The sequence below is a fragment of the Actinomadura sp. KC216 genome (genome assembly GCF_004348535.1).
GTDB lineage: Bacteria > Actinomycetota > Actinomycetes > Streptosporangiales > Streptosporangiaceae > Spirillospora.
The window spans coordinates 17,573-35,280 of record NZ_SMJX01000015.1; the positions used below are offsets into that span (position 1 = coordinate 17,573).

Sequence of the window (17,708 nt, forward strand, 5' to 3'; positions counted from 1 at the left end):
CTGGCCCAGCACCGGTTCCGCAGGGCGGGTACCCGAGGCCGGATAGGGCAAACGCGAGACTAAGTGCCAAGAAAGCGGCACCGGAAACCACTGCGCCATTCACTGTGGCCTTTCCGTGCCCGGCCGAGCGGGGCACGGCATTGGGGTGAATCGTCCGATTGGGGGGTGTACGTCCGGCTGAGATATCGCTAACTTAGGCGAGGCTAACCTAATGGCGAGGAGGTCGGGATGGTGCTGCCGGAGAGCGGGCCAGGCGCGACCTTGGGAGCCACCGTGGCCGCGTTCGGCGTTGATCTCCAGATGATATTAGGTTAGCCTAACCTAAATTACAGGAAGGAAGCTCCCCGTGGACCCCGCCGCCGACCTGTTAGCCGGGTATCTGCCCGGCTCATCCTGCTTCTCCCCGCCCCGTGGCACGAGCCGCCGGCCGCGGCTCCGCGCGCCCGCGCGGACGGGGGTGGGCCGGTGACCGGGCACCTGACCAGAATCGCCGAGGTGCGGGCGGGCACCGTACCCGCGAAGGTCCGCTACCCGACCCGCGTCCGCGCGGCCGTGGTGCTCCGCACCGGCATGGTCGGCGCGGGACTGGTGCGGGTCACGCTGGGCGGGCCGGGCATCGACGGGTTCGAGTCCCACGCACCGGACGAGCACGTCAAGCTGATCTTCCCCGAAGAGGACGGCAGCCTGCGGCTGCCCGAGAGCGACGGCGACGTCCTGCGCTGGCCGCGGCCCGCGCCCACCTCACGCGAGTACACGGTGCGCCGCTACGACCCGGCCGGCGGGGAACTCGACATCGACATCGCGCTGCACGGGGCCGGAGGCACCGAGGGGCTCGGCGCCGCGTGGGCGCGGTCGGTGCGCCCCGGCGAGATCGTGCACGTCGCGGGCCCGCCCGGCGGCCTGATCGTGCCGCACTACGACCGCTACCTCCTCGGCGGCGACATCACCGCGCTGCCCGCGATCGCCCGGCGGCTGGAGGAGCTCCCCCGCACGGCCCGCGGCTGGGCGTTCGTCGAGGTCGCCGACGCGCGGGAGGAGATCGAGCTGAACCCGCCGGAGGGGGTCGAGGTGCGCTGGCTGCATCACGGCGCCGCCGCGCCCGGCGCCGCCGGCCCGCTCGCCGACGCGGTGCGGTCGGTCGAGGTCCCGCGCGACGAACGCGTGTACGTGTGGCTCGCCGGCGAGGCCGGAGCGCTCAAGCCCTTGCGCCGATGGGTCCGCGACGACCTGCGGCTGGCCAGGGCCGACTACGACATCACCGGCTACTGGAAGCGCGGTGTCACCGACTTCGACGAGGAAGACGAGCACGAATCCGCACGCCACTGACCCGCCAGAACCCCCGCACCACAAAGGAAGAACATGTTCAGCTCCCCCCAGCTCCGCATCGTGGGTGCCCTGGTGCTCGCGGCCACGCTGACCGCCGGCTGCGGCTCCAGCGCCGGATCCGACGCCGACTCCGGCCCCACCAGGCAGTTCGCCGCGGACAACGGAACCATCACCATCCCGGTCAAACCGAAGCGGGTGGTGGCCACCGGCTACGCGGTGCCCGCGCTGCTCGAGTCGGGCGCCCCGCTGGTCGGCATCTCCACCTGGAAGCGCGGCCTGCCGCTGATGAGCGCCGCGGACCGCAAGACCTACGAGGAACTCCCCAAGATCGCCGGTGAGTCCGCCGCGGAGACCAACTACCAGGCGATCGCGAAGGCCGAACCCGACCTGATCATCGTCGGGGTGCCGAAGGTGGTGCTCGGCGACATCAACATGAAGCGCCTGACGTCCATCGCCCCGGTGGTGGCGATCGGCCCGACGGTGCCCAAGGCGTGGCGCGAGCTGTCCCAGAAGCAGGCCGACGCGGCGGGTGCGCTCAAGGGCTTCGACGCCGTCCGCGGCTCGTACGAGCAGAAGGCCGCGAAGCTGGCCGAGAAGTACAAGTCCGTCCTGCCCAAGCTGAAGTTCGGGCACGTCGGCGCTTACGGAGAGGTCTCCAAGGGCAGCTTCGAGCGCGAGTTCAACGGCTCGTGGGGCACCAATGTGGCGCAGGACATGGGCGCCAACTACTACGGCCGGGTCAAGGTCATGGGCAAAGGCGCCAAGTCCGTCAGCGAATACCCGTCGATCGAGGAAATGCCCGCCGCTTTCGGGCAGGCCGACGCGATCACCTATTCGGTCGACGTGGACGGCTCGGTGCCGCCGGAAGTGCAGTATGTCCTGGACTCGCCCCTGTGGAAGAACCTGCCCGCGGTCAAGGCCGGCATGACCTTCCCGCTGCGCTACACCGAGGCCGCGACCTACCGCCAGGCCGAGTTGACGCTCGACGCGGCCGACAAGGCGTTCTCGCGCCTGCTGAAATGACGACCACGATCGCCGCGGCCGACCGCGCCGGTCCGAAATGGGGCGTGCGTCCGCTGCTGCTGGTCCTCGGCCTCGCCGCGCTGCTCGTGATCGCGGTGGCCAGCGTGGGGGTCGGCGCGCAGTCCATCGGGCCGGTGACGGTGCTGAACGCGTTGTTCGGGAGCGGGGATCCGGACGACGTCGCCGTGGTCCGAGACATCCGGATCCCGAGGGCGGTGCTTGCCATCGGGGTCGGTGCCGCCCTCGCGGTGTCCGGGGTGCTGGTGCAGGTGTTGTCGCGCAATCCGCTCGCCGAGCCCGGGTTGCTCGGCATCACCTCGGGCGCCGGGTTCGCGATCACCGTGGGGGCCGGTCTCGGGCTCACCGCGAACGCGCTCGGCGAGCTGCTGGCGGCCGTGGTCGGCGCGGTGGCGGCGGCCACGATGGTCGCCGCGGTGGGCCTGCGCTCACCGCTGCGCATGTTGCTGGCCGGAGTGGCGCTCAGCTCCGTGCTGACGGGTGTCGCCCTGGGCATGCAGCTGATCTCGCCGACCGTGTTCGACGAGTACCGGTTCTGGTCGGTCGGTTCGCTGGCGGGCCGGGAACAGGTGCCGCACACGGTGCCGCTCCTGGTGATCGCGGTCTCGGTGGCCGCGGTGCTGCTGCTGAGCCGCCAGCTGGCGGCCATCGCGCTGGGCGAGTCGGTGGCGCGCACCCTCGGCGTGAACGTGATGGTCGTGCGGATGGTCACGCTGGCCCTGGTCATCGCGTTGGCGGGGGCCGCGACCGCGATCGCCGGCCCGATCCTGTTCGTCGGGCTGATCGTGCCGCACCTGGTGCGCCGGGCCGCGGGCGGGTCGGTGCCGTGGCTGATCGGGTTCGCCGCCGTGCTCGGCCCGGTCGTGCTGCTGGTCGCCGACACCGCCGGCCGCCTGCTGCTGCCCACCGGCGAGATGCCGGTGGCCATCGTCACGGCCTTCGTCGGCGGCCCCGCCCTGATCTGGGCGGTACGGCGGTACGGGGTGGGGCGGCTGTGAGCGCGATCGGAACCGCCGTGGTGCTGCGCCGGGGCCGCTTCTCGGCCCTGGTGGAGCGCCGGACGCTGGTGTTCACGTGCGTCCTGCTGACGCTGATGCTCGCGCTCGGGCTCACCGCGCTCAGCTACGGTGCGGGCTGGTCCAGCCCCGCGCAGGTGCTCGACGCGCTGAGGGGGGAGCGCGGCGGCCTGAACGTGATGATCCGCGAATGGCGGCTGCCGAGGGTGCTCGCCGCCGTGGTGTTCGGCGCGGCGCTCGGCGTCGCGGGCGCCATCTTCCAGAACGTCACCCGCAACGCGCTGGGCAGCCCGGACGTGATCGGCCTCGACGCGGGCGCCTACACCGGCACGCTGGTCGCCCTCACCCTCCTGTCCGCCGCGCCCGCCCAGCAGACCGCCGGCTCGGTGGTCGGCGCCCTCGCCGCCGCCGCCCTGGTCTACGTGCTCGCGATGCGCGGCGGGGTGTCCGGGCTGCGGCTGATCGTGGTCGGCATCGCGGTCAACGCCATGATCACCGCGGTCAACTCGTGGATCGTGCTGCGCGCCGAACTCGAGGTGGCGATCGCCGCCGTCGGCTGGAGCGCCGGCTCCCTCAACGGCCTGGACTGGGACCACGTGCGCGTCCCGTTCTGGGTCATCGGGGTGCTGCTCGCCGTGCTGGTGACCCGGGCGCCCGCGATGCACCAGGCCGCGCTGGGCACCGAGGTCGCGGTCGGAACGGGGGTCCGGACGGGGTCGCTCCAGCTGCAACTGGTGCTGATCGGGGTCGGTTGCACGGCCACCGTGACCGCCGTCACCGGGCCGATCGCGTTCGTCGCGCTGGCCGCACCGCAGATCGGGCGGCGCATCGCCCGCACCCCCGGTGTCGGCCTGCTGCCCGCGGCGCTGACCGGCGCGCTGCTGCTGCAGTCGGCCGACCTGATCGCCCAGCTGCTGCTCTCGCCGGTGTCGCTGCCGGTCGGTGTCGTCACCACCGCGATCGGCGGTTGCTACCTGATCTGGCTGCTCACTAAGGAGGTGCGTAGCGGATGACGCCCCGCCTCACCGCACGCGACCTGACCCCCCGCCTCACCGCACGCGACGTGACCCTCCGCTACGGCGACCGGGTTGTGTCCACCCGGCTCACGGTCGACGTCCCGGACGGCGCGTTCACCGCCGTCGTCGGCCCGAACGCGTGCGGCAAGTCGACCATGCTCCGCTCGTTCGTGCGGCTGCTGCGGCCCGACCAGGGCGTGGTGACCTTCGACGGCACCGACGTCAACACCATCGGGGGCAAGCGGTACGCCCGGTCGGTGGCGTTCCTGCCGCAGGAACCGTCCGCGCCCGACGACATCCGGGTGCGCCAGCTCGTCGCGCGGGGCCGGTTCCCGCACCAGTCGATGTTCACCGCATGGTCCCCGCAGGACGAGGAGGCGGTGGTCGAGGCGATGGCCGCGGCCGGGATCACCGATCTCGCCGAGCGCTACGTGCGGGAGCTGTCCGGCGGGCAGCGGCAACGCGTCTGGGTGGCCATGGCGCTGGCGCAGCGCACCCCGTACCTGCTGCTGGACGAACCGACGTCCTTCCTGGACATCACGCACCAGTACCAGCTGCTGGCGCTGCTGGGCCGGCTGCGCGACGAGGGCCGCACGGTCATCGCGGTGCTGCACGACATCAACCAGGCGTGCCGGTTCGCCGACCATCTGATCGCCATGAAGGACGGTGCGGTGGTCGCCGAGGGCGCACCCGCCGACACGGTGGACGCCGCGCTGATCAAAGAGGTCTTCGACCTCCCATGCCTGGTCGTGCCGGATCCGGTGACCGGCACGCCGATGGTCGTCCCCACCATGGATCGAGGCGGTATCACATGACCGACCTGCCCCTGACCGGCGCGCAGCTGGGCATCTGGCACGCTCAGCGGCTCGAGCCGGACTCGCCGTACTACGTGGTCGGTGACGTGGTGGAGATCACCGGCGGCGCGCCCGTCGACGTGGCCGCGCTGGCCGACGCGATCCGGGCGACCACCGAAGAGGCGGAGAGCCTGCGCCTGCGGGTGCACGACACCCCGGACGGCCCGCGCCAGACGGTGTCCACCGATCCCGTGCCCGTCCCGCAGGTGATGGACCTGCGCGCCGAGGCGGACCCGCCGGCCGCGGCGCGGGTGCGCGTCGACGAGCTGCGCTGGCGGGCGGCCGACCGGTGGCGGGCGATGGTCGACCGGCCGCTGTTCGGCCACACCGTGCTGCGCCTGTCCGACACCGAGGTCTGGTACACGCAGCTAGGCCACCACCTGGTGTTCGACGGCTACACCGCGGCCATGCTGAGCCGCCGTGTCGCCGCGCGCTACACGTCCGCGGTGCGCGGCGAAGCGGTGCCGCCCTGCCCGTTCGGCGCGTTCGCCGATCTGGTCGCCGCGGACGCCGACTACCAGGCGAGCGACCAGTTCGTCGAGGACCGGGCGTACTGGACGGACCGGTTCACCCCGCTGCCCGACTTCGGCGACACCGGCCATGCCTCGGGCGCACCCGAGCGGACCGTGACCGCCGGCGCGGTGCTGTCCGCCGAGCGGCTGGCCGAGCTGAAGAGCTACGCCGAGCGGATCGGGTCGACCTGGGGCGAGGTGCTGATCGCGGGTTACGTCGCGTTCCTGCACCGGGTCCACGGCCACGACGACATGGTGCTCGCGATGCCGCTGATGTGCCGGTCCGGCAGGGCCCTGCGCACCCCGGCCATGACGGTGAACGTGCTCCCGCTGCGGGTGCGGGTCCACAAGACCGACACCCTCCGGGAGCTGACCGGGCGGGTGACCGAGGCGTTGCGGGAAATGCGGGCGCACCAGCGCTACCGGGGGGAGAACCTGCCGAGGGACCTCGCGGTGCCGGGCGCGGGAGCGCTGCTGCACGGCCGGGGCATCAACCTGAAGGCGTTCGACCTGGTGCTGGATTTCGCCGGAAGCACCGGCAACATGCGCAACATCGCCGGTGGGCCCCCGGAGGACATGGGCCTGAGCGTGCTTCCGACCGTGGAGGGCGGCCTCTCGCTGGGGTTCGAGGTCGACGCCCGGACTCATGACCAGGCCGGGGTGGACGCGCGCCTCGCCGGACTCCTGACCCTGCTGGACGCACTGACCGGGCCGGATCATGGTGGGGGGACGACCCCCCACACCCCCCGGAACGGCCCTGGGGAGTCAACCGTCGGCACCACAGACCTGGTGCCCGCCGGCGAGCGGGCGGCGCTGCTCCGGGCGTGGACGACCCCGGCGGTGCCGGGGCGGCCGACACCGGTGCCGGACCTGCTCGACACCCTCCCCGGCGACCAGACGGTGCTGGTGCACGGCGGGCGGCGGGTCACCGGGCGGGAACTCGCCGACCGGGTGCACCGCCTGGCCGGATGGCTTCGCGCCCGGGGCGTCGGCGCGGACGACGTGGTGGCGCTGGAACTGCCGCGCTCGGTGGAGTTCGTGGTGGCGATGCTCGCGGTGCTCGACGCCGGCGCGGTGTTCCTGCCGCTGGACGTGGACCAGCCCGCGCAGCGCGTCCGCGAGCTCGTCGCCGAGTCCGGCGCCGCGCTCGTGCTGACCCCCGCCGACCTCGCCGCCGCCGACGGCCCCGCATCCGCCGCGCGGCCCACCGCCGCCCGGCGGCCGGGCACCGGCGGCTACCTGATCTTCACGTCGGGATCGACGGGGCGGCCCAAGGGGGTCCTGGTCCCCGCGCGGGCCCTCGCCGAACTGGTGCACCGGCAGCGGGCGACCACGGTCGCCGAGGCCGAACGCGCCGCCGGCCGGCGGCTGCGGGTCGCGCACACCTACTCGTTCGCGTTCGACTCCGCGCTCGACCAGCTCGCGTGGCTGCTGTGCGGGCACGAGCTGCACCTCTACGACACCGATACCGCGCGCGACGCGGACGCCCTGCTGGCCGCGTTCGCCCGGGACCGCATCGACGTCGTGGACACCACGCCGTCCATGGCCGCGCCGCTGCTGGACCGCGGCCTGCTCGACGGCGCGCGGCGCCCGGTCCTCCTGATACTCGGCGGCGAGGCGACCCCGCCCGCGCTGTGGTCGCGGGTGCGTGACTCGGGGGTCCCCGCCCGCAACATGTACGGCCCCACCGAAGCCACCGTGGACAGCGCGAGCGCGCCGGTGGCGGGACCGGCGCCGGTGATCGGCACCGCGGTGCCCGGCACCCGTGCCTACGTGCTGGACGACGCGTTGCGCCCGGTGCCGCCGGGCGCGGTCGGCGAGCTGTACCTGGCCGGACCGCACCTCGCGCTCGGCTACCTCGGCCGGGCCGACCTCACCGCGGAGCGGTTCGTCGCGGACCCGCTGGGCGCGCCCGGCGACCGCATGTACCGCACCGGCGACCTGGTCCGCTGGCAGGGGGAGCTGGAGTTCCTCGGCAGGCGCGACGACCAGGTGAAGGTGCGCGGCCACCGGATCGAGCTGGGCGAGGTGGAGGCCGCGCTCGGCGCGGTGCCCGGCGCCCGCGCCGCCGCGGCGGCGGTGCGCGGCACCCGGCTGGTCGGCTACGTGGTCGGCGACGTCGACGGCGACGAGGTGAAGTCGTGGCTCGCCGAGCGGTATCCCGAGCACCTGGTGCCCTCGGCGGTGGCGGTGCTGGCATCGCTCCCGGTCACCCCGAACGGCAAGCTGGACCGCGCGGCGCTGCCCGAACCCTCCCGCACCGGCAGCGGCCGGGCACCGGCCACCGAGCCGGAGAAGATGCTGTGCGCGGCGGTCGGCGAGGTGCTGGACGTGCCGGAGGTCGGCGTGGACGACGACTTCTTCGCCCTCGGCGGCGACAGCATCACCGCGATCGGGGTGAGCGGCAAGCTGCGCGAGTACGGCCTCGACCTGCGCCCGCGCGATCTGCTGGCGCGCCGCGACTTCGCGTCCCTCGCGTCGGCGGTCCAGCCGCTGCACGCCGGCCAGGCCGGCGGCGACGAGCCCGACGAGCCGCTCGGCGACGTCCCTGCACCGCCGATCGTGCGCGTGCTGCTGGACAGCAACCCGGATCGGGCGGCCATCGCCGGGTACGCGCAGTGGACCGCGGTCGAGCTGGACGAGGACGTCCCGCTGGACCGGCTCCGCGCGGCCGTGCAGACCCTGCTCGACCACCACGACGCGCTGCGCCTGCGGATCGACCCGCTGACCGTGCCGCCGCCCGGCTCCGCCGCCGCGGTCGTCACCGAGGTCACCTCGGCGGCCGAACCGCTGGACGCCGTCGCGCGCCGGTTGGCCGGCGAGCTGGACCCGGCCCGGGGCGACCTGGTCCGGGTGGCCGCGCTGCCCGGCCGGTTGCTGATCGTGGTGCACCACCTGGCGATCGACGGCGTTTCGTGGCGGGTGCTGCTGCCGGACCTCCATGCCGCGTGCACGGGCGCTCGGCCGGCCCCGGTCACCACCTCGTGGCGGGCCCACGCCCTCCGGCTGGCCGAGCAGGGCACCGCGGGCGCCCGGCGCGGCGAGCTGCCGCACTGGCGGACCGCGCTGCGCCAGACGCACCTCGGCGGGCGCGGGCTGGACCCAAGCCTCGACACCGTGGCCACGGCCATCGAGACCACCGACGTGGCCTCGCCAGAGGCCACCGCCGCGGTGCTCACCGCGCTGCCCGCCGCGTACCGCGCCGGGGTGGACGACGTGCTGCTCGCCGTGCTCGTGCTCGCGCTGCGGCTGTGGCGCGCGGGCGGCGTGGACGCCGAGACGGTCACGGTGGAACGGCATGGGCGCGAGGGCGAGCACGACGTCGCCCGCACGATCGGCTGGTTCACCGCGGAGTACCCGGTGCGGGTGCCCGCCCACGCCGTCCACGACGACGCCGATCTGACCGACGCGCTGGCCGGCGGGCCCGCCGCCGGACGGCTGCTGCGGGCGGCGATCAGCGCGGGCGACGCCGTTCCCGGCGACGGGCTCGGTTACGGCGTCCTGCGTCACCTCGACCCCGAGGTCCGGGGCGCGGAGCTGACCGGGCCGCCGCCGGACGTGCTGCTCAACTACCTGGGCCGGTTCGCGCCGGTACCCGGCTGGCGCTCGGCGCAGGAGAACCCGTTCTCGGTATGCGAACCCGGCGCCAAGGCACTGGAGCAGGTGCTGGCGGTGAACTGCTTCGTCCGGGAGGCGGACCGGCCCCGGCTCGCGGTGGAGTGGACGGCGGCGGGCCGGGTGCTGCCCGCCACCGCGCTCGCGGCGCTGGTCGACGCGTGGCGCACCGCCCTGGCCGCGTTCACCGAGCACGCCGCGCGGGTCGAGCGGGAGGGGCCCGCGCCCGAGGTGCTGCCCGCCACCGCGTTGCAGGCCGGGCTGATGTTCCAGAGCGCCGTCCGCGACGAGACGGACGCCGACGTCTACGTGGTGCAGGCGGTCACCCACCTGCGGGGCACGCTCGACCCGCACCGGATGCGGGCCGCCGCCGAGCGGCTGCTGCACACCCATCCCGCGTTGCGGGTGCACCTGGAGACCACCGGGTCCGGCGCGGTGGTCCAGGTGATCCCCGCACGGGTGGCGCCGGACTTCCGGGCCGTGCCGGCCCGGCCGGAGGACCTCGCCGAGCTCTGCCGGGCCGAGCACCGGCGCCCGTTCGACACGGGGACGCCGCCGCTGATCCGGTTCCTGCTGTGCACCCTCGGCCCGGACGAGCACCGGCTGGTGTTCACCATCCACCACGCGTTGCTCGACGGCTGGTCGATGCCGCTGGTCGGCCGCACCCTGTTCGCCATCTACCACGAGCTGGGCGGCGGCCCGGCCGCCCCGGTGGCGCCGCCCCTGGCCGACTACCACCGGGCGCTGGCGGCCCGCGACCACGAGGCCGGTCTCGCGGCCTGGCGGGACGCGCTCGCCGGGCTGGAGTCCGGCACGCACCTGGCCCCGGCCGCCGGGCCGGGCCCCGTGGAGCGGCCGGAGCGGATCACGGTCCCGCTCGGCGCCGGGTTCACCGCGCGGCTGATCGCGTTCGCCCGCGAACGCGGGGTCACCCCGGCCTCGGTGTTCAACACCGCGTGGGGCCTGCTGCTCTGCGGGCTGACCGGCCGGCGGGACGTCGTGTTCGGCAGCCCGGTGTCCGGCCGCCTTGCCGACGTGCCCGAGGTGGCGCGGATGGTCGGCCAGCTCGGCAACACGGTCGTGACGCGGGTGCGGACCGTCCCGGGCGAGACGGCCGCCACCGTGCTGGACCGGGTGCACACTGAGTCCACCGCACTGGCGGAACACCACCACGTCGGGCTGCCCGATGTGCAGCGCGCCACCGGGCTCGGCAGGCTGTTCGACACCATGCTGGTGATGGAGAACTTCCCGCTCTCCAGCCGCCACCGCGAGACGATCGCACCGGGTCTGGAGCAGACCGGGGTGGACATCGCGGACGCGACGCACTACCCGCTGACCGTGTTCGTGCTGCCCGGCGAGGAGTTCACCGTCCTGCTCAGCTACCAGCGGCACGTGCTCGACGAGGCGACGGTGCACGGGTACGGCCGCCGCCTGTGCACGCTCCTGGAGGAACTGGTCGCCGATCCGGACCGTCCGGCGGACACACTGCCGCCGCTCGACGCCGACGAACGCATCGAGGTACCGCCGGCCTCCATACCGGACGCCGTCGCGCCGCCCGCCCCCGCACCACGCGCCGGTGTACCGGCCAGGGGACCGGCGACCGAGACCGAGGCCGTGGTGCTGCGGGTGCTGCGGACCGTGTCGGGAACCGACGTCCTCGGCCCGGACGACGACTTCCTGGAACACGGCGGGGACAGCATCGCGTCCCTGCGGGTGGCGTCGATGATCCGGCGCGCCGGCCTCACAGCCACCGTGCGCGACGTGTTCGAGGGAAGGACGGCCGCCGCGATCGCCGCCCGCATCGACCGCGCGGACACCGCGCAGAAGCCCGCCGCGCGAGCGGCCGGTGACGCGCCGCCGGCCCCGGGTCCGACACCGTGACCACCGCCCCTCCGATGGACAAGATCGACGCAAGGCTGTGGCGGGTCGCGTTCGTGCTGGTGCTCGGCACCGTGATGGCCACCCTGGACGGCACGATCGTCGCGGTCGCGATCGCCACGCTCGCCGACCGGTTCGCCGCGCCGGTCGCCGACGTCCAGTGGGTCACCACCGCCTACCTGCTCGCCGTGGTCACCGCGGTGCCCACGTCCGGCTGGCTGGCCGACCGGTTCGGTGGGCGCCGCGTCTGGCTCGGCGCGGTCGCGGCGTTCCTGGCGGCCTCGCTGCTGTGCGGGCTGGCATGGTCGCTGCCCAGCCTGGTCGTCTTCCGCGTCATGCAGGGGCTCGCGGGCGGCCTGCTGCCGCCGGTCGGGCAGGCGCTGCTGGTGGGCATCGCCGGCCGCGAGCGGACCGGACGGGTGATCGCGGTGGTCGGGGTGCTGCCGCTGCTGTCGCCGGTGTTCGGGCCGCTGGTCGGCGGCGCGGTGCTGAACGCGGCGGGGTGGCGCTGGATGTTCCTGATCAATATCCCGGTCGGGGTGGCCGCGCTCGCGCTCGGACGCCGGCTGGTGCCCGCGGTGCCGCCGGCCGCGACCGGCGCCCGGTTCGACTGGCGGGGCGCCGCGCTGCTGTCGCCCGGCCTGGCCGTGCTGGTGTACGGGCTGACCAGGGTCGCGCACGACAGCCCCGCGTGGCAGGTGACCGCGGCGCTGGTGGCCGGCGTGGGAATGCTCGCCGGTTTCACTCTGCACGGTGTGCGGACCAAGGGCGTCCCCCTGCTGGACCCACGGCTGTTCGTCCGGCCGCCGTTCGGGGTCGCGGCGCTGGCGCTGCTGGCGTTGGGCGCTTCGGTGTTCGGCACGATGTTCCTGCTTCCGCTGTACTTGCAGGGGCCCGGCGGGCTGTCGGCGTGGCAGACCGGGCTGCTGCTCGCCCCGCAGGGGGTCGGGGTGGCGGCCGGGACCGTCCTGGTGACCCGGGTGGTGGACGCGGCCGCTCCCCGCACGCTGGTGCTCGGCGGGATGGCGCTGGTCGCGGCGGGCACCGTCGCGTTCACCCGGCTCGGCCACGGGGTGCCGGACGAAGTGGTCGCCGGTTCCCTCTTCCTGCGCGGCGTGGGCGCGGCGATGATCAGTACACCGATCATGACGCTCGTCTACCGCCGGACGAGCCCGCCGCAGCTGCCGCGGACGGCGGTCGCGCTGAACCTGCTCAGCATGCTCGGCGGCTCGATCGGCACGGCGGCGCTCGCCGCCGTCCTTCAGGCGAGGATCGCGGCCCGCGCCGACCAGGCGGTCGCGTTCGGCGACGCGTTCTGGTGGGTGCTCGGTCTCGTCGTGCTCGCCGCCACCGCCGCGTACGCGTTGCCGCGCACAGCGAGCGCCGACGGCGCGGATCACGGGCAGCGGGCCACCGTGAAACGCAGGCATGCCCGACGGCGCACCTCGGCGACGCTGCCCCAGCTGGTCGATGGCCAGCTCCCGCCGGGCCGATGGGTCTGCACGGTCGAGGAGGCCGAGTCCATCTACGTCATGGGGCAGCCCGGCGAACGGGAGGCGATCTGGAGCGAGTGGCGGCGCCTCACCTCGGCGCTGCGGCAGCTCGTCGGTGAGGTACCGGCATGCTGGCTGTCAGGCGGCTTCTTCTCGGCCAAGCCGGACCCGGCGGACATCGACTGCGTGTACCTCGTCGACACCGTCAAGCTGCAAAACGCCGCGACCAACGCCGCGACCTTGGACCCGAGAGCACTGAGCTTCCTCACCGCCACGGCGACGGGCCGGATCAAGGACGCCTACGGCATGCGCGTCGACTCCTACATTCTGGAGTGGACGCCGACACTCGGTACCGACCCCGAACCTGAGACAAAGCAGTACCTGGAGGCTCGAGGCTACTGGGATGACCTGTGGAGCCGGGTTCACGACGCGGACGGGCGCCTCGACTCCGTCCCACGGCGCGGCTACCTGGAGGTGATCATCGATGGGTACAGATGACCTGGCCTGGTTCCTTGAGCACGCTCCCGAGTCCCCGGACACGGCCCTTTCGCCAGCGGAACAGGGTGAATGGAGCCGGCGGAGCATCGAGGCGTCCATGGACCGCCGATCCGGGACCGCCCGAACCGTGCGCTCTCGCGGAGAGCTCCGGCTGCGCGGCGGCGGGGACCAAGGCCACCCGGCCGAGCTCGGCCAGATCGGCCTGATCGCTGCGGGCTGGCAACGAGCGGTCTCGGCCACCGGAGCGGCCCTTGAAGACTTCAGGGCGCTTGGGGGAGTGCTGCCCCCCGAGATCGTGCGGCGCACGACCCTGGTCCTCAACGCCGCCTCCTCGGCAGGTTCGATCATCCTCAGCCTCGAACCGCGGACGCCTCCGGCGAACGAGGACGAGCCGGGCGGGAACGTGGCGCTGATCAACACTCCCCGTCCACTCGCCGACCGCGCCTCCGCGGTGCTCATCGGCCTGCTGGGCGGTCTCGGCACGGACACCCCCGTCATCGACGACAGCGCGGCCGCCTCGCTGGGGGAGCTCGGTCCCCGCGTCGGGAGCACGCTCGCCGACCTCGCCAGAGTGATCACCCGCTCCGGAATCACGCTCGACGCGACCTGGGCTGAACCCGGCTCAGCCACCGTCAGGGCGAGCATCACACCAGCGGCGGCCGGACGTATGCGGAGCTTCATCGCCGGGCGAGGTCTCGACGCCGAGGAACAGCTGTTCACCGGAACCCTGCGGACCGTGAGCGACACGCAGTCCTGGCTGGTGGCGCTTCCCGATGGCGAAACGGTGAAGATGAGCGCGAAGGAGCTTCCCTACCGGGAGATCAGCCATTGGAACATCGGCGCCACGGTCCAGCTTCGCGTAAGAGTCACCCTGCAAGAACAGCCCGACGGCCACGTGCGCCGCACCTTGACGATTTTCGAGGTCACAGCACTGGACGGCTACTGACGACGCATCGCGCACGTCAGGCGCTCACCGCGTAGAGGACCTCCCGCAGGCCGGGAAGCGCGGCCCTTCTCGTCAGGCCACGCGGCGGGGCGACGGGCAGGAGTTGAGGTGATGGCGCATGTCATGGACGTCCGTCCGGAGCCGCACGGCGGCGCGCGGGTCCCGCTCCAGGCCGCCGAGACCGTTCTCGATCAGGTTCAGCTGCGCGGCCCTGAGCCGGGCGAGCAGCCGGCGCGGCTCGCCGGTCGGCACGTCCCACCGCTCCTTCCGGCGCCACTTGCGGTGGATGAGCACATGGCCCTCGCCAGGCACGAGGACGCCGCGCGCCGTCTCCGCGTGGACCGTCCGCCGGAAGTGCGACAGGTAGCGGCGCCGCGCCAGCCGGTACGCGACGATCGCCGTGAGCAGGATCGGCGCGCCCTTCACCGGCAGCCACGCCACCCCGTGCAGGACGGGCGCGTCCCACCAGGAATGCAGGCCCATCGCCAGGACGAACGCGGCGACGGCGATGGTCGCGCTGCCCCGGGACGCCCGGCCGAGCAGGCAGCCGAGCCCCGCCCCGGCGATCGCCGTCATCGCCCAGTGGCTCCACCACGCGCCGCCGATGACCCGGCTGCCGAACGAGAACAGCGCCGCGTTCACGTCCTGCGTCGCGCCGGTCAGCACGATCGTGTTCAGCACGTACAGGAAGTTCTCGGAGATCTGGAAGCCGAGCCCGGCGAGCGCGCCGTAGCCCCAGCCGTCCAGCGGGCCGCGGATCGCCGACGGCGCCATCAGCGCCAGCGTCACCACGCCGAGCAGCTTCAGGATCTCCTCGTCCACCGGAGCGGCGATCGCCGCGCCCCACGCGGAGTTGAAGTCCGGCCCCGCCGCCTTGCCGATGACCGCGTGGAAGGCCGCGTTCGCGGGCAGCGCCAGCCCGAACGCGGCCAGCCCGCCCCACGCCACCGCGATCAGCGCGTACCCGAGCCGGTGCGACCGGACGGGATGCAGCCGCCGCAGCCCCCACACGCCGGCGGCCAGCGCCGGGGCGAGGAGCGCGCCGCCGACCACCGCGCCGACCGGGAACGCGCGGACGGCCGCGTCCATCCCGCGGACCGCGATCCAGGTCCCGATGGCGCACACCGCGGCCCAGAGCCAGAACGCCGGCCTGCGGATCACGGGCCCGCCTCCGACGTCCAGGGCGCCGCGATCGTGAGGGACCGCACCATCGCCTGAACCTCCGCGGCGACGCTCCGGAAGGCGAGCGGCGGACCGGCCGCCGTCACGGTCGCGCCGAGCGTGTCGGTGGCGAAGACCGCCGCCGTGCCCGCCCGGTCCCGGCCGGTGATCGCCCCGGTGAGCCCGGTCAGCCCGTGCTCCGTCCTGATCGGGACGGGCCGCGACGCGAGCCGCGCGCGCCCGCCGAGCGCGACGATGCGGCCTAACCCGTCCCAGAGCTCGTGCGCGTCGAACGGGGCCAGCGGGACGGCGACGTTCAGGTTGACCACGACGTCCTCGCTGGTCAGCTCGGCGTAGCCGGTGAGGGAGGTCGCGCTCGAGTCGAGCGCCCATCCGGCGTGCGACACCGTCAGCGTGATCGGGCGGACGCCGCCCCGGTCCGTGCCGACCGACACGACCGTCCCCGGCGCCAAGGGCCTGCCGCCGCTCCCGAGCATCTTGTTCAGCAGGGGCAGCCCCGCGCAGAGGCTCAGCAGCGTGAGCGCCACGAGACCCGTCCCCCACCATCTCACCCGCGTCACGCAGCCCCCCTGATGACCCGTGCAGCCGGGATGCCCCTGGACAAGGCCCCTAAACAGGTCAGGACGGGCAGGGGCCGCCGGGGCGCGGCCGCATGTCTCGGCTAAAGTTGCCGTCGCTCATGACAGAACCCCTGACCGAGACCGCCATGGTGGCCAGGCTCCGCGCCGCGGGCTGCGTCTTCGCCGAGGACGAGGCCCGGCTGATCCGCGCCACGGCCGCCACGCCGGACGAGGCGTCCGCCATGGTGGAACGGCGCGCCGGGGGACTGCCGCTCGAACACGTCCTCGGCTGGGCCGAGTTCTGCGGCCTCCGGATCGCCGTCGACCCGGGCGTCTTCGTGCCCCGCCGCCGCACCGAGTTCCTCGTCCGGCGGGCCGCCGCGCTCGCCCCTCCGCGTCCCGTCGTCGTCGACCTGTGCTGCGGCACCGGCGCGCTGGGCGCCGCGCTGGCCGCCATCGTCCCCGCCGGCGGCCGGAAAGAGCCGGTACTCCACGCCGCCGACATCGAGCCCGCGGCGGTGCGCTGCGCCCGCCGCAACGTCGAGCCGTTCGGCGGGCACGTCCACGAAGGCGACCTCTTCGCCCCGCTCCCGGCCGGGCTGCGCGGCGGGATCGACGTGCTGCTCGCGAACGTCCCCTACGTCCCGGCCGGGGAGCTGGCGCTGATGCCGGTGGAGGCGCGGGTGCACGAGCCGCGCGTGGCGCTCGACGGCGGCCCGGACGGCCTCGACGTCCTGCGCCGTGTCACCGCCGAGGCGCCGGAGTGGCTGGCACCGGGCGGGCACCTGCTGTTCGAGACGAGCGAGCGGCAGGTCCCGGACGCCGTCGCGGCCGTCGAGCGGAACGGTCTCGCGGCGACCGTGGCCGAATCCGCGGAGTTCGCCGCCACCGTCATCATCGCGACAAAGCCCGTGTAAATCTCCAAGAGCGGGTATGAGGCGCTATAGGACGACTTGAAGGAGTGAATCCTTATGCGCCGCATCAGTGCAGCGCTCAGCGCCATCGTCGGCACGATCGCGGGCGTTCTCAGCGCCGTGGCGAGCGTGGTCATCAGCATCGTCACATTGCCGCTCAGGGTTATCCAGCGGCTGGTGACCCCGTCGCGCCGCCGCCCGGCCCGCACCCGCCGCAGGGCCTTCTGACCCCTCCGGCGCCCGCCGGCCGCACCGGGGCCCGTGAGCTGGGTAGGACCCCGGTGCGGTCCCGGGTGCAAAAAAACCGATTGCCGATGCCTTGCCCCATACCGCACCATATGAGTGTCGAACCGAGAAAGGAGCCGCACGATGACCGGGATTGCCACCCAGTATCAGCGGCGGCCTTTCGACGTCCGGTCGCAAGGCGGTAGCAGCGTCCCCGCGGACGCCTCTGGATAGGTCCGCAGGTCCATCGGAGGCCGCCAGGGAGAACCCTCCCAGGCGGCTTTTTCATGCCCGACCCATGTCGCACAAGTCGAATGGTGAGACACCAGGCTTCCACCCTGGCGAACCGGGTTCGATTCCCGGGTGCGGCTCTGGACTGGACCGGCGGGAGTAACGACCCCCGGCTGGTCCTCCCGTGCCCAGGCGGGCGGACGCCACCGCCCGCCGGAGGGCACCCATGCTGGACCATCCAATCGGCAGGATCCGTGACTGGATCACGTCATGCATGGCCGGGGCGGCGGGTCGCAGGTTCGAGCCCTGTCCGGTCAACCGGCCACGGAAAAGGACGGTCCCGCCGACCCGGACGGGGGCCGGCGGGACCGTCCCCCTTCGCATGTGACGCGTGTCGCCCG

The 17,708-nt window shown here is 73.7% G+C and carries 12 protein-coding genes and 1 tRNA gene; 11 read left to right on the plus strand and 2 right to left on the minus strand.

All coding sequences use genetic code 11. The features are described from left to right. The first annotated feature begins 465 nt into the window (after positions 1-465). The 8 genes from E1264_RS04690 to E1264_RS04725 all read left to right on the plus strand — a co-directional run bounded on the left by E1264_RS04690 (position 466) and on the right by E1264_RS04725 (position 14,195). Complete coding sequence (locus tag E1264_RS04690) at positions 466-1,326, plus strand: siderophore-interacting protein (RefSeq protein ID WP_132169913.1); 861 nt, start codon at positions 466-468, stop codon at positions 1,324-1,326. Between the two features lie 33 nt (positions 1,327-1,359). Next, positions 1,360-2,349: an ABC transporter substrate-binding protein gene (locus E1264_RS04695; protein ID WP_132169915.1), complete on the plus strand. Its 990-nt coding sequence runs from the start codon at positions 1,360-1,362 to the stop codon at positions 2,347-2,349. After that, positions 2,346-3,365: an iron ABC transporter permease gene (locus tag E1264_RS04700; protein ID WP_132169917.1), complete on the plus strand. Its 1,020-nt coding sequence runs from the start codon at positions 2,346-2,348 to the stop codon at positions 3,363-3,365. Before E1264_RS04695 ends, E1264_RS04700 begins: the two co-directional genes overlap by 4 nt. Further along, positions 3,362-4,396 carry an iron chelate uptake ABC transporter family permease subunit gene (locus tag E1264_RS04705; RefSeq protein ID WP_243710745.1) on the plus strand — a complete coding sequence of 345 codons (1,035 nt, stop codon included), beginning with the start codon at positions 3,362-3,364 and terminating at the stop codon, positions 4,394-4,396. Before E1264_RS04700 ends, E1264_RS04705 begins: the two co-directional genes overlap by 4 nt. Continuing rightward, positions 4,393-5,214 (plus strand): ABC transporter ATP-binding protein, encoded by an 822-nt coding sequence (locus E1264_RS04710; RefSeq protein ID WP_207935712.1) that lies wholly within the window; start codon positions 4,393-4,395, stop codon positions 5,212-5,214. The genes E1264_RS04705 and E1264_RS04710 overlap by 4 nt, the downstream gene beginning before the upstream one ends. Continuing rightward, positions 5,211-11,261, plus strand: coding sequence for a non-ribosomal peptide synthetase (locus E1264_RS04715; protein WP_132169919.1), 6,051 nt, complete (start codon positions 5,211-5,213; stop codon positions 11,259-11,261). The genes E1264_RS04710 and E1264_RS04715 overlap by 4 nt, the downstream gene beginning before the upstream one ends. Positions 11,262-11,275: 14 nt before the next feature. Continuing rightward, entirely contained in the window at positions 11,276-13,249 is a 1,974-nt protein-coding gene (locus E1264_RS04720) for an MDR family MFS transporter (RefSeq protein WP_132169921.1), read from the plus strand. 127 nt (positions 13,250-13,376) lie between these two features. After that, complete coding sequence (locus E1264_RS04725; protein ID WP_132169923.1) at positions 13,377-14,195, plus strand: hypothetical protein; 819 nt, start codon at positions 13,377-13,379, stop codon at positions 14,193-14,195. Between the two features lie 72 nt (positions 14,196-14,267). Here E1264_RS04725 and E1264_RS04730 read toward each other — a convergent pair whose 3' ends face one another. Together E1264_RS04730 and E1264_RS43070 are read right to left on the minus strand one after the other, a co-directional pair. Continuing rightward, a complete protein-coding gene (locus tag E1264_RS04730) occupies positions 14,268-15,356 on the minus strand; it encodes a PrsW family intramembrane metalloprotease (protein WP_165964002.1) in 1,089 nt (362 codons plus the stop codon). Further along, positions 15,353-15,937, minus strand: a complete 585-nt coding sequence (locus E1264_RS43070; protein ID WP_165964003.1) for a hypothetical protein — start codon at positions 15,935-15,937, stop codon at positions 15,353-15,355. Before E1264_RS43070 ends, E1264_RS04730 begins: the two co-directional genes overlap by 4 nt. A 119-nt stretch (positions 15,938-16,056) precedes the next feature. Between E1264_RS43070 and E1264_RS04735 the strand changes: the two genes are divergently transcribed. The 3 genes from E1264_RS04735 to E1264_RS04740 all read left to right on the plus strand — a co-directional run bounded on the left by E1264_RS04735 (position 16,057) and on the right by E1264_RS04740 (position 17,447). Then, on the plus strand, positions 16,057-16,854 hold the full coding sequence (locus E1264_RS04735) for a putative protein N(5)-glutamine methyltransferase (RefSeq protein WP_132169927.1): 798 nt from the start codon (positions 16,057-16,059) through the stop codon (positions 16,852-16,854). A 54-nt stretch (positions 16,855-16,908) separates the two neighbouring features. Then, complete coding sequence (locus E1264_RS43075; RefSeq protein WP_165964004.1) at positions 16,909-17,079, plus strand: hypothetical protein; 171 nt, start codon at positions 16,909-16,911, stop codon at positions 17,077-17,079. Positions 17,080-17,376: 297 nt separating this feature from the next. Beyond that, positions 17,377-17,447: transfer RNA gene (locus E1264_RS04740), tRNA-Gly, on the plus strand. The last annotated feature ends 261 nt before the right edge of the window (positions 17,448-17,708 follow it).